The following is a 16,520-nucleotide window of genomic DNA, read 5'->3' as shown; positions in this document are numbered from 1 at the left end:
CAAAATTCTAATATTTATCCAATTCAGAAATTATCTCTCTGATTTTTTTATTAATTTCTACTTTCTCACTATTTCTAATAGTTGATTTCATTTTTTCTTTGTACATCACAAGATTTTTAAAATTTTCAAAAATATTAATCGTTTTGTTTCTGTCATACCATATTAAACTTTCTAAAATATTCCTTGATTTCTGATAATATTTTTGGTTTTTTAAAATATAATTTCTTATAAACATCTCCGAATAAAAATTAACTTTGTTAGTTCGATTCAGGATTTTAGAATAGTCTAAAACTCCTTCCACTTCCCTTTTTGCTGAACTTGACATTGACAAGTCAAATATTTCAGTCATTACTGTATCTGTAACTACTATTTCATCTCTATCATTTTGATTCAGTCTTTTTAAAGCTAAGGAATACACTTCTTTTGAATTATCGTAAAATCTTAATACACACGGCGATTTAATTGCTTCCTGATATAAATTTGCAAGAAATCCTGCCTTTTTTATATCGCTTATTTCAAAGTCAAAATACTGAATTACCTTAAAATTATATTTTTCATCTTCCACACTCGGTATTTCTTCATCATTTATCACGTACTTTAATATTACAGATTTTACATATTCCTTTATTTTCTTTTTTTCATCAGGTTTAAATTCCTTCAGAATAAGATTTTTCAATTTTATTTCCTGATTTACTTCATATCTTTCGGGCATATTTATCATCTAACCCACCACCAGAAAAGAAATTAATTCGAAGTCATCAATCATATCATTTTTAAAATTGTTATTAAATCCTGAAAAATCAAACACTGTCTGAATAGCCTTTTCTTCTTCTTCACCTTTTATACTATTTACCGCAGTATTAAGCAGTTCTGAATAAAATCCCATTTCTGTAGCATTTTTCGTATCTTTAAAAAATTCCTTTAAAACTTTTTCCTGAACTTCATTTTTCTCATAGCATAGCTGTCTGAAAAGTTTTATAACTTCCCTTGCCTGACTGTTTTTAAATAAAATCTCTTTATTATTTCCAACAAAAATCAGGTAATAGGGATAAAGGGAACTGTCATTTTTAGGTTTAGCATCATTTTTACTATGTTTAAAGCAGAACAACACTCCCTTCTGTTCACCTTCAGCTACAGAATAAATTCCTTTAGGTATTTTGTTTATTTCCTTATGATTATTCACATAATTTGAAAGTTCATACAGATATTCGTTCATATTAAGGTCTGTCAATGAAATATTTTCATTTGTATCTTCTATATCTATCACTTCATCCTTCAATTTTTCCAGCTGTCTTTTCCTAAAGTTAAAATCATTCATTTCAGGATTAAGCATATCTTCATCCCCTGTGGAAGCAATATTTAATGTTGTCATTTTCCCTTTTACTCTTCTCTCCAAGTCCAAATATTCATTCAGATCTGCATTCGGAAAGAAATTAATCATCTGTATTTTGTCATTTCTACTTCCTATTCTGTCCACTCTTCCAAATCTCTGAATAAGCGACACAGGATTCCACTGAATATCAAAGTTTATTACAGTATCACAGTCCTGTAAATTCTGTCCTTCTGAAATACAGTCTGTTCCCACTATAATATCTATCTGTTCTTCCTGTGGGATTTCAATTTTCATTTTGGACTTTGGTGAAAATGCACTCAGAATGCTGTGAAAGTCCTCTCTTACTTTTTTGTTTGTAGTTTTTACGCCTTTACCTGTAACACTTGCAATGCTAATATCTTTACCATCGAATTTTTTTAACAACTCAGAATAGATATAGTTTGCTGTGTCCGCAAATGCTGTAAAAATAAGTATTTTTCTATTTCCTTCATTATATGGTGTATTTTCAACCTTATTTTCCACAATCTTTTCCAGTTCATGAATCTTGTTATCTCTACCTTCTTTCAATAAAATCAATGTTTCATCATATATTTTTTTTACAATATCTCTATCGTTATACAACTCTTCAAGATAGGCATTTATTCTCAAATCTTCTACCTTTATTTCATACTTACTTCTTTCAATATATATTTCATCTTCATTTTCCACATCAAGCTCTTCTTCAATCTGCTGTCCTTTCTGTAAGTTATCTATTGTCCTGTCAATATTTTCAATCAGTCTTTTCAACGTTTCAGAGAATGAATAAACTGAACTTTCCAGCCTTTTAAATAAGTTCACTCTATGCAGATAAATAAGTCCTTTTGATTGTGTTTCAAAGTCCAGTTTTCCTCCACGATTTCCTGATAACTTGTATTTGTTGATGTAGTAGGCCAATTTGTCACTTTTTATAAATTTTGTTGGTGTATATACTGATAAATTCAGTTCTTCTAAAAGTGAATTTGTATATTTAAAATCTAACAACTGATTTTTGCTGTCTATTTCAGGATAATAAGTTATTGGTTTATTTTTTTTAGGAAATTTACCTATATTTTTTGTTCCGTAATAATTTGTAATATGTTTTCTGCTTCTTGATATTGTCATCATTTCCAGCAGTTTATAAAAATCCGACGGCAAGTTATCCAGTAACTCATCTTTTTTCTGACTTCCTTCTTTTTCCCAGTCATTTATAACTTGCGTCGCTTTTTTCAGTAAATATCCCACGCTCGAAATACCTTCTTCATTAAAAGCATTGTCATTATCTCCTGTTATAATTGAAATCTGATTTTTCAAGTCCACAAGACTATTATTTACTGGTGTCGCTGATAACAGTAGTACTTTTGTATTTTTTCCACTTTTTATTACATCATGAAGTAATTTAAAGTATCTGTTCATTATTAACTCATCATTTTCATCATATTTTGCAATTCTATTTCTGAAATTATGTGACTCATCTATCACAACTAAATCAAATTTTGACCAGTCAAATCTGCTTAGTTCATAACCTGATTTTGATTCTCCCTTAGTTCTCGATAAATCCGTATGAAACATAATTTTATAATTAAACATTTCATCCAAAAAGCTATCTTTATAACTTCCTGTAAAAGAACGCCAGTTATCGTATAATTTTGCTGGTGTAAGAACTAATACATTATCATTTCTTATTTCAAAATATTTAATCACAGCAAGTGCCTCAAATGTTTTTCCCAATCCTACAGAATCAGCAATTATACATCCTCCATATTTCTGAAGTTTTTGTATAGCAGAAACAACACAATCCTTCTGAAAATCAAAAAGCGAATTCCAAATTTCAGTCTTTTTAAATTTTTCGCTGTCATTTTCAAATCTCTCAACTCCACTGTCCAACTTATCTCCAAACAATTCATTTAACGTGAAATAATACAAAAATTCAGGGTTATAATTTTTATAAACAAATTCAAGGCTTTCTAATAATTCCTGTTTATAATCCTGTGTTACATCATTGTTATTCCAAATCTGATTATATTTTTTTACTGTTTCAAGAATTTGTTCTTTTTCATTTTCTCCTTTTATTGTTGTATCAAAATCATAGCGATTTGTCCTTTTTTCGTATATTTCAAGTGATGATGTCCCTTGAATCATAAAATCATCATCAATTATTAAAATATTTCCATTTACTTTCTGATATGGCTTTACTTTTCTGACATTTACATTATTTTTTATAAAATCATACATAGCCTTCGCCTTAGCAAAATGCTTCAACTTATTTTTTTCCTTTATATCGTAAGAATTGTACAAAATATCATTAGGCGTTATCTCAAATTCTCTCGATATTTCACTATTTTCAGGAATAAACTTTGTATCTCTTATAACAAAATTTATTTCCTTCACATTTTTTAAATTTTTTTCCAGTGCCGTAAAAACTGATATGGTTAATTTATCATTAATGATATTCACCACAGCATTTTCTTTTTCTGCCAAAACTTCATTTATTTTTTCAATAAATTTTTTTGCTGAATTTTCCATTTTCTTCAATATCCTTTTCATTTAGAGTTTTTAAAACCTCTATCAACCTGCCCTATTTAAAATTAATCTGAATACTTAATTCCAGAGGTTTTAAAATTATATAGAAAAGAAAAAAATGGCTAAAGATTTCTAGACGTTTTTTAGTCATATTTAAATAATATATGGTATAATATATTAGAATTTACTTTAAAAAAGTAAGTTTTAATAAAACTGGAATTAAGTATTCAGCTTAATTCTCCTCAAATGAAAAACTTCCACAAATATAGTAAAATTAATAAGAACTATATTACAGGGAGGTAAAAATATGAAAAAGAATACTAATTGTAGAAAGGATATGAAATTTTCAGAATGGATTGACATATGGTTAAAAAATGAAAAACCCTTTTTTAAAGAATCTACTTATGCAACATACTCAAATATTATTGAAAACCACATAAAACCATCTTTAGGTGCTAAAAATATAAACTATATCCAAAATAATGACCTACAAAATATAATATTTGAAAAATTAAATTCAGGAAAATTAAATAATAAAAAAGGACTGTCACTAAAAACTGTAAAAGATATTATGACAGTTATCAAATCTTGTTTAAATTCTGCAATGAAAAATGGTATTATTAAGAGGAAAACTTTTGACTATAAATTTCCTAAAAATATTCCAAGTAAAAAAATAGAAATTTTTAGCCATGCTGAACATTTTAAACTTTTTCAATATATAAACTCCAATCTAGATGAAAAATCTCTTGGTATACTGATTTCTTTACTATGTGGCTTAAGAATAGGCGAAGTTTGTGGTTTGAAATGGTGTGATATTGACTTTGAAAATGAAATCTTATCTGTAAATAGAACTGTTCAAAGAATTTATATTAAAAAAACTATTTCAAGTGAAAGTAAAATCATCATTTCTTCTCCAAAGACAACTTCCTCATTTAGAAATATTCCCCTCAGTAAACATCTAATAAAAACAATTAAAAAATTACGTAAAAATAATAATTTCTATATTATTTCAGGAAATAGAAATTTTATTGAACCTAGAATATACCGCAAATACTATTATTCAATACTTTCCTTACTAAATATTTCAAAACTTTCTTTTCATTCTTTGAGACATACTTTTGCAACACAGGCAATCGAACTTGGAACTGATTATAAAACTGTTGCAGAAATTTTAGGACATTCCAGCATAAATACAACTCTAAATTTATATGTTCATCCAAAAATGGAACATAAGAAAAAATGCCTAACCCTAATCCACAACAAACTCTCTTCATACCTCAAAAAAAGAAAAAGATAAGGCCCTCGCCTTATCTCCTGCTCCCTTTCTTTCTTCCGGAAACTTTTCCATTATTTGAAATTTTTTTATTCTTTTCTTCCTCTTCCTTAAGCCTTCTTTCGTTTTCCTCATCCATAAACACACTTGCTAGCCTGAAACCTTCCGCATATTTTTTATCAGCTTTCCAGACTAATTGAGTAGCTTCATACTGGACTTTCTTCTCTTCCTCAGATAATTGATTCCCATTTTTTATCTTAAAATACATTTCAGGATCCACTCTGTTTAAAAGCCCTTTTCCCCTCATTTCATAAGCTATTTCAAAATGCAGATGTGGAGCACGTGTTCCGCTTGCATTACCTGTAACTCCTGTTTTTCCAAGTATTTGCCCTGCCTTTACTGTATCTCCAACTTTTACACTGACTTCACTCAAATGACAATATCTCAGATATTTTATTACCATTCCGGGTTCATAATTTGGACCGTAGTTTTCTTCTCCCGAACCTTCCTTTGGCTTATAATTTTTTCTCTTAATTTTTTCAAGCTCCTTAGGATCCACTTCCAGATAAAAATTTAACCCATAACCCTTTTTATCTACATATAAATCAACAATTTTTCCATCCAGAACTGCAAAGACATCTGTTCCCGGAACAGCAAAAATATCAATTCCCTGATGAGCCTTTATTCCATTACTTCTTGTCATTCCAAATTTAGCCCAGTCAGGATATTCTTCCCCCCTGAAGTTATAATATGTAACTTGGGGATTTTTTACAGGATCTATCCTGAAAATATTGTCTTCTTCCTCTTCCATTGCCGCTTTGACAACTGCTTCTTCACGTTTAGTATTAATATAAGTTACAACTGAAAAAATAATTCCGACAATTATTAAAGGAATTATAAAAACAAACATAACTTTTCTCTTATTAATACGCCATTTTTTATTTTTTTTCATATTACTGTAATTATTTTCCATAGTAGTAAATTTTAAAATCTCCTCTTTAAATTATTCAAATTCTCTCAAAAATTCCGAAAGCTTTTCAAGTCCCTTTTCCAGTATCTCCCTATGTGTGCAGTAACCTAATCTTGCGTATCCCGGCATATCAAAACGGTTACCTGGAACTAACAGTACTCCCTTTTCCTTCAGAAGTTTTATGCAAAATTCCTCTGTATCAACTGGAATATCTAATTTAATAAAGGAAGTTGATACATATTTAGGATAAATCAGTGATACTTTAGGTTCATTTTCCACCCATTTTTTTACAACTTCTAAATTTTCTGTTACTATTTTTCTATTTCTTTCAAGTACAGCTTCCTTATTTTCCAGTATATACGTAGCCAGATAATCATCAAACACTCCAGCACATATCATTGTATAATCACGATATTTACGGAAAATATCACTTAACTCGGAATTGGCAGCAACCCAGCCTATACGTATCCCTGGAACAGAATAAGTTTTTGAAATACTGTTTACTGATATCCCTTTGTCGTATAAATCAGCAATCGAAGGAACTTCTATTCCTGTTTCCAGTGATTTATAGACTTCATCAGAAAGAATATAGGCTCCACAGCCTTCAGCAATTTTTACCAGTTCCTTCAGAAAATCTTCCTCCATAACTGCTCCTGTAGGATTATTTGCATTATTAATACATATCATTTTTGTATTACTTCTTACAAGTTTCCGTAAATCTTCCAAATCTGGCAACCATCTATTTTCTTCCCTAATATGCCACAAATCCACTTCTGCACCAAAAGAACGCGGTATATCATACAGCTGCTGATAAGTGGGATACAGTGAAATAACATGGTCTCCAGCCTCAATCAGAGAATATAAAGCCAGGAAATTGCCTCCTGTTGCCCCATTTGTCTGTAAAACCTGTTCAGGCTTAATATTTTTATATAAAAGACTTACCTGCTCCTTAAATTCCGGTGAACCTTCTATCCATCCATAATTCATCTTTTTCGTCATTAACCCTGAAAAAAATTCTTTTTCACTTTTATTTCCTGTTTTTATAATTTCTTCCAATGTGAATGATGCTATTGAACTTCCTGCAATATCATAAATCGCATCATTTTCCCATACATTTAGCCATTCTTCAACTCCAAAGTTTGCAATTTTCATATTACTCACCTCTTTTATATATAAACATACGGGATACCCACTTTTAAATGAATACCCCGAATATCCTTCCTAAATATTATTTTATCGTTTAGAGCTATTTTACAAGCATAACTGTTGGAACTTCAGGTACTCTGAAACCGTTCTTATCTCCAGGCGAAGCATTTCCAAGCCAGTCATATATAAACTTTATTTGATCATCATAATGTCTTATACATTTATGCGATTCAGGATAAGTTCCTATTTTCTTTGCTGTTACAGCTTTTCTCTGATTTCTTGTTTCCTTTGGCTCAAATAATGAAGGTATACTGTGCATATATCCTCCACCACTGAATCTTACGGCATTTTTAGCATCTCCTACCACTGTTCCTGCAGAACCTGTATACTGCATTACAGGTTTTGAATAAGCTACATGGAATACTCCATAAGGTGTTGCATATGAGCCATTTCCATCTTTTCCTGTTGTTACAAAAGAACTTGTTACAACATTCCAACTGTTTGTATCTTTATTTTTTTCTATTATCATTTCATTCTGGCTATGTCTATCAACATAAATGAATCTTGAAACTTCTTCCTTGATTCCTGAATCCTTCAGAAGTTTCTTGTTTGATTTCTGAAGATAATATTCCTTATCATCATAAACATCTATTTTTACCTTTATATACTTATCAGTTTCTTCAGTTATTGTCATGATTGATCTGTCAGGAATATTTATAAATTCCTTAAATGAAGAACTTAAATATCCTCTTTCACTCTGATTTTCTTTATTACCATACTTATCCTTGCTTGAACCGTTACCTCCACCTAATGGAGTATAATCATCTAAAACATAAATTTTCTGATTTTTTGCAACTGCTTCCTTTATAAAGTTATTAGTTTTTTCAGCCCTTTTCATCATGTCATTCCAGTCAAATTCCCTCTTTATTGCATTTGCAGCTAAAACATACCCAAGTTTACCATCAAAATAAACTTCATACCATTCTGCAGTTCCACCAGGTACATTCGTCTTAACTTTTCCAATAACTTTATATTTGTGACTGTAGGCGGCATTCTTTAGAACTCCTGATTTTGTATTTGGCTCTTTTCTTACTGCTGTTGCTGTCTTTATAAATACGAAGTCATCCATATCTTTAGGAGAATTTTTGTCATATTTATAGTTGAAAGTTAAATTTTTTGGTCTTTCTTTTACATAGTAATTAATATAAGTATAAGGCCCTTTAATATTTTTTGCAGGCTGTTTACCTTCATCTACCACATTGTCCTTAGATTTTATATCTGTATCCGTATTCTGAGGTACATTAGTTATGTTATCCTCTTTCTTTAAATCTTCAGGAACATCATTTTTTTCTGTTACATCAGGTGCTTTTTCCGCAGGTGCTTTTTCAGCTGTAGAAGGCTTTTTTTCAGCTACAGCTGGTGTTTTCTCTGCTAGCTTCTTTTCTTCTGTTTTCTTTTCAGTTTCTGCTTTTTTGATATTTTCTTTTTTTGGCTCTGTATTGGAATCAGAGCTAGATTTTGCTACTTCTTTTTTAGGATAACTATCTATAAAGCTAGTCATAAAATTACCAAAATCATTATCGAAATTTGATTTCCCAAATATTTTTTCAACTTCTTTTCCTTTTACAGACTTTCCTTTATCATCTGTTATATATGGAATAAACTTAGTTACAACCCTATCCGGTTCAATCAGATACATAATAACTAGTTTATCCTTCTTACCGTCCTTATCTAAATCCGGTTTAAGTTCATTCGATTTCCATTCCTTCTTTTCTTCTGTTTTTTCTGCAGTATTTCCACTAGTTACAGGATTACCTGCGACGTTTCCATACACAGATAAAATCATAAGAAAAAATAATAGAATAATTTTCTTAGTACCTTTCATACTTTACCTCATTTCCAAATTTGTGAAATATTTTTATGAATTTTTTTAACTTTAGCTATAATATTAAAATTTCTAAATTTGTTTATTATAAGACCACTACTACTACCGGCTCTGCTGGTATTGTATTTTCCTTTTCCTTTTTTTGACTGTCCGCATTTATCCATTTTACTATATATTCAATCTGGTCATCATAATGTCTTACACATTTATGTGATTCCTTATACGTTCCTATTTTTCCTGCAGTATAAGCTTTTGTTGACTTTGATGCTCCGTATGCAGCCGGAATTCCATGCATGTATGCACCACCACTAAATCTTACTGCATAATTGGCTTCTCCTGCTATTACAAGTCCTTCTTTTCCTGCACTTTTACGTGTATCCCCTTCCCTGGCATGTCCCGTAAATAGCATATAAGGTCTGGTAAATGCCACAAGGAAAGCTCCATGCGGTGTTTCATATGATGAGTATCCGTTATCTACTCCTGTTGTTACAAAAGAATAAGTTACAATATTAAATTTATTGGTATCATTTTCTCTTTCAAATATGGCTTCCGTCTGACTTTCCGGATCTATTGCAACAAACTTATTTATTTTAGATGTTATACCTGATTTCTGTATGTTATTATTTTTCTTTTCAATATAATATGGGCCTCCATACATTGGTGTTTCTATTTTTACCATACCATTTTCTTCACCTAAAACTCTAAGAAGCGTCCTATCCGGTATATTTATGTATTCTCCTTCTTTATTGGAATTTACATATCCCTTTATACTTTGGTTGCTTCTATTCCCAAATTTGTCTTTTTTACTGTAATAATCATTTGCCAACGGTCTGTATTCAGTAACAATATAGATATCTTCCTTTTTTTCAAGCGTATCTGAAACAAAAGCATTTATTTTTTCCATTTTGGAAACCATTTTATCCCAATAGAATCCTCTTTTTATAACCTTACTATTTTCCTGTATATAACCCTTTACCTTTGACTCCTTACCAAATTCCGCAAGGTACCATTTCTGGCTTGTATTATCTTTTAAAGACGTAAATTCCAGCAATAACTTAGGCTTATCCCTATATTTCAAAGTGGCGACTCCAGGTGATGAATTACTCGGTGATTCCCTCAGCACTTCTGAATGCCCAATAAAAAGAAAGTTCTCCAAATCTTTAAGAGAATTTTTATCATATTTAAGGTTTACTGATACGTTTTCATTTGTATTGTCACCAAACAGATTTACTACTCTTACCTCTCCCTTTTCTATTCCTTTAGAATATTCTCCATAATAATCTTTTATACTTTTCAATGTTTTTTCAGTATTTTCAAAAGAAAATGCAGTTGCTTCATTTTTCAGAGGAATCTGATAAGTAAGTGCATACTTACCATCCTGCAACGTATAAATTGAAGCCAGTCCTCCCTTTGCTATGATACTGTCACTTTTCCTGTTTATCACTATTTTTTCAGGTGTTCCATCATTATCAAAATCATATTCTGTCTCATAGATATCGTAACCATTTACCTGTATATTTTCTGTATATTCCTTCGGTAATGATATTTTTTCACTTGATTTTCCTGCAAAATTAAATGCTGCCAATGCAAAAGTAAACAAGGCTAATTTATTTTTTCTCATTTCAACTCCTATTTCTTTTAAATCATTTCTCAATATATATTCACATATAATTTTATAATAAATTGGTAAAAAAATCTACTATATTTTCATATATATCATCTACAATATACAATATATATAATATAAGTTTTTTATATTAATAATTTATATTAATATAGATGAAGACACCCCTTCAATATTCCTAATATTCTCAAATTATAATATGTTCCTTTAGGAAAAATCATTGTATCTTCTTTTTCGTTTAAAGCTTTTAAAATTATTGTATCTTCAACATATTCAACATTTTTTATATACTTCTTATTTTCATATTCAACAAGACAATATTTTTTATGTAACTCTTCAAAATTAATTTTTTTTTGTTTTGAAAAGATTAAAGTATCCAAATAGTGAAATTTTGGTTCATAATTATCAGATTTCACTATTATTGAAAAAAGATCTTCGTCATCTCCTTCAAATTTAGGGAAAATCTGTATCTCCTTTTCATTGAAGAAATATATTTCGTCATTTGGAAGAATTTCACCATCCAGTACAATATTACTTACAGGAAGTTTATGCTTTTTTTCCTGTATTATCTCATCCTGTCTAAAAAGAGTGATTTCCTCCTGAATTTTTTTTGGTAATCTTCTAAGTTCCTCATATTCAGAAATTTTCTTTTTATCTTCATCCGACACATCAAATATTTTATAGAACTTATCCAGAAAATTTTCTGACGGTCCTTTCAGGTCATTTATAATATTACTTATGTATTGTGGAGAAACTCCTATCAGCTTAGAAAGTTCTACCTGGGATATCTTTCTTCTGATATATTTTTCCAATATTTCTCCTGTAGTTTCCATAATCTCTCCTTCTGATTCATATTTCATATTGTTCTAAACTTACATTTCTTCCAGCTCATCCAGATTATAAGGAGTTTCCTGATAAACATGGTGGTTAATCCAGTTTATAAAGAAAAGGTTTGCATGTCCCCTCCACTTGAATAAAGGAGTTTTCTTCGGATCATCTTCCGGATAATAATTAAATGGAACGCTTATTTCCTTGCCTAATTTAACATCTCTTTCATATTCAGATGCAAGGGTCATTCTGTCATATTCCATATGCCCTGTAACAAATATCCTTCTTTTATCCTTTGTTCTCACAATTGAAACTCCTGCTTCAGGAGATTTTGCCAATATTTCAAGTTCCTCAATTTTATTTATATCTTCTTCCTTTACTTCTGTATGTCTTGACTGCGGCATATAGAATACTTCGTCAAATCCCCTAAAAAGTCCTATGCTGCTGTCATCAAGCTTTAAAGGATATATTCCAAAAAGCTTTTCATTGAGGGGATATTTTTTTATTCCATAATGATAATAAAGTCCCGCCTGTGCTCCCCAGCATATGTACAATGTTGAAAAAACATGTTTGTTGCTCCATTCTAAAATTTCTGTAAGTTCCTTCCAGTAATCAACTTTTTCAAATTCAAGAGTTTCCACAGGAGCTCCGGTAATTATAAGCCCATCAAATTTTTCATTTTTTATGTCATTAAAAGTCTTATAGAAATTTTCCATATGTTCCTCTGAAATATTTTTTGACACATAGCTGTCCATCTTTAATAGTGTTACCTCCATCTGAAGGGGAGTGTTACTCAACAATCTTAAAAGCTGGGTTTCTGTCTCTATTTTTGTAGGCATCAGATTTACTATCACAAATTTCAAAGGCCGAATATCTTGCGACAATGCTCTTGCTTCGTTCATTACAAAAATATTCTCCTTTGCTAAAATATTTACAGCTGGCAAATTATTTGGTATTTTTATAGGCATTGTCAATATTCTCCTTTCATTATTTTTTATAGCTTAAAGCTTATTTAATTTTATTAAATATTATATATTTTTTTCCCTTAAATTGCAAGAGTATTTAGATATTCTTTCTACTTTCTATAGACTACAGTATAGCCTTATTATTTGCTTAAGCTTATAAAATACTTAGCTAACACTTTTTTATATGTATTTTCAAATAAAATTTTAAATGAATTTATAAGAAAAAGCTTGACAAATCCTTAGAATATTTATAAAATAAAATAACAGAAATACATTTTTTTACAGGTGGTTTTTATGAAATTAATTATACAAAGGGTAAAGTCTGCAAAAATGTCTGTTAATAACAATTTTAAATGTGAAATTAACAGAGGAATAGTTGCATACCTGGGTATTACACATGAAGATGACATTAAAGATATTAATTACTGCGTTGACAAGCTGATTCATTTGAGAATTTTTGATGATGAAAACGGTAAATTAAATTTATCTGTACAGGATATCAAAGGGGAACTGCTAATTGTAAGTAATTTTACAATCTATGGAAATACAAAAAAAGGCAGAAGACCGGATTATTTAAATTCAGCACCTGCAGAAAAAGCTAAAAAAATATATGACCTTTTTGTTGAAAAACTTTCAGAAACAGATGTACCCTTCAAAACAGGGGAATTCCAGCAATATATGGAAATAGAGTCAATAAATGATGGTCCAATAAATTTAATTATAGAATCTTAAAGCTAAAAACTTCAGAAAGGAAAAGTTATTATGAAAAAGAAAAATGTTATTCTGATGGCTTCGCTTTCCTTATTTGCAATGAACTGTTCAACTTTACAGGAGAATTTAAGCTCTAAAAAAGGAAATAATAAAGTTAAGACAGATCCTGAAAATGCAGATGCAACTGCTAGCAGAAAAGAAGATGACAGGGAGCACAAATCAGACAATCAAAATTTAAAAAACAGATTTAGTAATGATAGTTTAGTTATTACTAAAATTAACGAACTGCAGGAGAAAAATCAGAGACTTTTAATTAGCGGTACAAGTTCTGAAATACGTACAGTCAAGTTGCAGAATGCCCTTTTAAAATCATTTGAAAACTGGAAAGGGACAAGATATGCATTTGGTGGAGATTCAAGCAGAGGAATTGACTGTTCTGCCTTAACACGTAGAGTTTATCGTGAAGTATTCAGTTTTGAATTACCTAGAGTTACAAAAGATCAGATTAAAGTAGGAAGACATGTTTCAAGACATAATTTGAAACCTGGAGATATTTTGTACTTCAGACCTGATGGAAAATATAATCATACAGCTGTTTATCTAGGAAATTCATTGTTCATAAATGCTTCTTCCTCAAAAGGAGTTATATTATCTTCATTGGAACACTCCTACTGGTCAAAATATTTTGTACATGGTGTGAGAGTTGATACTGCAAGTGCAAATGTATAAATAATAGCTATAATATAATAAAAACTGTTTCAGCCAGATATATTTAAAATCTGAAAACTTGAAACAGTTTTTTTATTATTACCTTTTATTCTTCTATTTTATCTTCTACTACATTATAAGTTTCTTCTTCTTTACCTATAAGATAAGAAAATTCTTCAGGTATTTCACTTGTATATTCCACATTAAGATAAATAATTGACAGCAGTATTACTTTAAATATATTAAGCGTCACTGTCAGAACTGTGCTCAAAAAAATTCCTATAATTCCCAATCTACCTAAAGTCTGTCCTATTCCAACATTTAATGCCCCAATAACAAATATTGGTATGAACACCTTCATTTTATTTCCTTTGGAAAGATATAAATTATATCTGAAGGATTCCCAGAAACCGCCTCTTCTTGACATATACACTGGAATAAAATATAAAATACATATTTGTATAAGAAGCATTATAACTACCAATATTATAATTGGATTTCTCATTTCAGAAAGTAAACTTATCTGATCTGTACTTGACAATCTTTCGATTCCAAGACTGAAGATATAATGCATAAACATTACTGCCAGTATAAATCCAATTAATGCTGAAAAACCTAGCAGTGCAAATATTTTTCTTAGATTACCGTTGTTATCATATTCCCTTTCTTCTATTTTAAAAATCACTTTTTTGTATAATAACCATATTCTAGATATAGCTACAAGTGTTACTATACCAGTAAGCATTCCGAATAAAGGATTCTGACTTACAACAAAAAATACAGTTGCCAAATAAAGGACATATAATACTATTATTTCCTTATTATCATTTTTAATCATTTCCTTAAATAATTCATATGCTACTATAAAGTACTGTCTAAAAGTAAGCTTTCCTTCCTTTAATAATTTTCTCAATTCATCCATTAACTTATTTCTCCTCTCATAACTTAATTTTTTCTGTTAAAATTCTATCATTTTTTAATGATTTAATCAATATTTTCTTTATTTTACAACTTTTAATTTTACAGCTCCATATTTCAGTATCTGGAAAAAAGAAAGAGGGCATTTATTACACCCTCATTCAGTTTCAGTTATAATATTATTTTTTAGATTTTATAGGTTCTGCAGCTGTAAGTTCAACCAGGTGTATTCCTTTTCCTTGTTTTTGTAAACCATAAGCTACATCAAAGTTTTTAACACGTTTATTTACAGGGTATAATTGATATCTGTAAGTTAAAGGTACTTCAACTGCTTGATTTATAAAATATTCCTGCCATTTTTTATAAGCTTCCGGCTTATAGTTAGGATCTGTCAATGTTTTAGGACTTGCCACTTCAGCCATCAGTTTATCATTTTCTTCTGAAGCAAATCTTGAATAATTGAACATTGATTTACGTCCTGCCGTTTCAAACGGACTTAAGTTTGTTCCAACTCCCCATGCCGCAAAGTATACATCTATTTCAGGGTCATCTGCTTCAACTTTGTCGTAGAAACTGTTAAATTCTATAAGTCTTCCTGTTGCAAGAACACCTTTTATTCCTATTTCTTTCCATTGCTGTATATAGAACTGTACTAATGGTTCAGCTATATCTCCACCTGACATTGCGGCAATTTTTATTTCAAATGGTTTTCCATTTTTATCTTCTCTGTATCCGTCACCGTTTACATCTTTATATCCAGCTTCATCTAAAAGTTTTTTAGCCTTTTCAGGATCATAAGGGAATCCTGCTAGATCTTTTGGATAATATTTTCCAAATACAGGTGGCACAGAAGAAGTCGCTTTTTCTCTTAATCCGTCATAGAAAGCTTTTACCATCTGATTTATATCAAGTCCATAAGCAAGTGCCTGTCTTAATTTTAAATCAGCCATTTTTGCATTAGGATTTACTATATTTTCACCCTTTGCCTTATCATATTTCCCCATTTTAAATCCTAAATATGAATAATAAAGTTCCTGTCTTCCAAGTGTTTCTATATTATCAAAATCTTTATAAATTTTGTATAATTCTGTCGGAATATCAAATACTAAATCATATTTTCCTGACTTCATAGCGGCAGTTATTGTCTGTGAGTTTACAACCTGTACTGTAACCTTTTCAGTTTTAGGTTTTCCTCTGAAATAATTAGGATTTGCTTTTAATTCTATACTTTCTCCAGGCACTATGCTGCTTATTGTATAAGGTCCTGCCACTACCAATTTTGTTCTTACTTTTTCTGATTTTTCAAGATCTTTTATAGGTACATCCTTCAAATAATGTTTAGGCATTGCATAAGTCAGCAGCCCATTTCCACCTGTAAAGATTCCCTGTCCCATTTCTTTAAAAGAAATTTCAACTGTCTTGTCATCAACTTTTTTAATTCCTGAAATTGTGGATGCCTTTCCTGCTTTATACTCTTCCATTCCTACTATTTTGGCACTCTCATCACTATATCTTACACCAGTGTAATCTTTGTTACCTATTACTTCATAAGGATAGATTACATCATCTGCAACTATTGGCTGTCCATCAGACCATTTCATTCCATCTTTTATTTTTATAG

Annotated in this window: 13 protein-coding genes; 3 read left to right on the top strand and 10 right to left on the bottom strand. The window is 30.1% G+C overall.

The features are described from left to right. Positions 1–7: 7 nt before the first annotated feature. Both HMPREF1984_RS05125 and HMPREF1984_RS05120 read right to left on the bottom strand, forming a co-directional pair. On the bottom strand, positions 8–721 hold the full coding sequence (locus HMPREF1984_RS05125; RefSeq protein ID WP_021766853.1) for a DUF4391 domain-containing protein: 714 nt from the start codon (positions 719–721) through the stop codon (positions 8–10). Beyond that, positions 722–3,874, bottom strand: a complete 3,153-nt coding sequence (locus HMPREF1984_RS05120) for a helicase-related protein (protein WP_036099836.1) — start codon at positions 3,872–3,874, stop codon at positions 722–724. A 334-nt stretch (positions 3,875–4,208) separates the two neighbouring features. Here HMPREF1984_RS05120 and HMPREF1984_RS05115 point away from each other — a divergent pair, with 334 nt between their 5' ends. Then, a complete protein-coding gene (locus HMPREF1984_RS05115) occupies positions 4,209–5,168 on the top strand; it encodes a site-specific integrase (protein WP_036099873.1) in 960 nt (319 codons plus the stop codon). A 10-nt stretch (positions 5,169–5,178) separates the two neighbouring features. On the opposite strand, the gene HMPREF1984_RS05110 is transcribed toward HMPREF1984_RS05115, so the two are convergent. The 6 genes from HMPREF1984_RS05110 to metA form a co-directional block, all read right to left on the bottom strand. Continuing rightward, the gene (locus tag HMPREF1984_RS05110; RefSeq protein ID WP_156894247.1) at positions 5,179–6,054 is read right to left on the bottom strand and encodes a M23 family metallopeptidase; all 876 of its coding nucleotides are present in this window, start codon (positions 6,052–6,054) and stop codon (positions 5,179–5,181) included. Positions 6,055–6,147: 93 nt separating this feature from the next. Further along, positions 6,148–7,266 carry an aminotransferase gene (locus HMPREF1984_RS05105; protein WP_021766849.1) on the bottom strand — a complete coding sequence of 373 codons (1,119 nt, stop codon included), beginning with the start codon at positions 7,264–7,266 and terminating at the stop codon, positions 6,148–6,150. A 94-nt stretch (positions 7,267–7,360) separates the two neighbouring features. After that, a complete protein-coding gene (locus HMPREF1984_RS05100) occupies positions 7,361–9,145 on the bottom strand; it encodes a L,D-transpeptidase family protein (RefSeq protein WP_021766848.1) in 1,785 nt (594 codons plus the stop codon). 85 nt (positions 9,146–9,230) lie between these two features. Beyond that, a complete protein-coding gene (locus HMPREF1984_RS05095; protein ID WP_156894246.1) occupies positions 9,231–10,766 on the bottom strand; it encodes a L,D-transpeptidase family protein in 1,536 nt (511 codons plus the stop codon). Between the two features lie 149 nt (positions 10,767–10,915). After that, positions 10,916–11,602: a helix-turn-helix transcriptional regulator gene (locus HMPREF1984_RS05090; RefSeq protein WP_036099834.1), complete on the bottom strand. Its 687-nt coding sequence runs from the start codon at positions 11,600–11,602 to the stop codon at positions 10,916–10,918. Between the two features lie 39 nt (positions 11,603–11,641). Further along, on the bottom strand, positions 11,642–12,565 hold the full coding sequence (gene metA, locus HMPREF1984_RS05085; RefSeq protein ID WP_021766845.1) for a homoserine O-succinyltransferase: 924 nt from the start codon (positions 12,563–12,565) through the stop codon (positions 11,642–11,644). Between the two features lie 291 nt (positions 12,566–12,856). On the opposite strand from metA, the gene dtd reads away from it, so the two are divergent. Beyond that, positions 12,857–13,294, top strand: a complete 438-nt coding sequence (dtd, locus tag HMPREF1984_RS05080) for a D-aminoacyl-tRNA deacylase (protein WP_021766844.1) — start codon at positions 12,857–12,859, stop codon at positions 13,292–13,294. 30 nt (positions 13,295–13,324) lie between these two features. Beyond that, positions 13,325–14,002, top strand: coding sequence for a C40 family peptidase (locus HMPREF1984_RS05075; RefSeq protein ID WP_021766843.1), 678 nt, complete (start codon positions 13,325–13,327; stop codon positions 14,000–14,002). 85 nt (positions 14,003–14,087) lie between these two features. Here HMPREF1984_RS05075 and HMPREF1984_RS05070 read toward each other — a convergent pair whose 3' ends face one another. Together HMPREF1984_RS05070 and HMPREF1984_RS05065 are read right to left on the bottom strand one after the other, a co-directional pair. Beyond that, entirely contained in the window at positions 14,088–14,903 is an 816-nt protein-coding gene (locus HMPREF1984_RS05070) for a hypothetical protein (protein ID WP_021766842.1), read from the bottom strand. 175 nt (positions 14,904–15,078) lie between these two features. Then, positions 15,079–16,520 (bottom strand): oligopeptide ABC transporter substrate-binding protein (locus HMPREF1984_RS05065; protein WP_021766840.1); only part of this gene is annotated, 1,442 nt, incomplete at its 5' end.

This window comes from Leptotrichia sp. oral taxon 215 str. W9775 (assembly GCF_000469505.1).
GTDB lineage: Bacteria > Fusobacteriota > Fusobacteriia > Fusobacteriales > Leptotrichiaceae > Leptotrichia_A.
The sequence above is the reverse complement of the archived record's forward strand: the minus strand, read 5'-3'. Positions and strand labels throughout refer to the sequence as shown.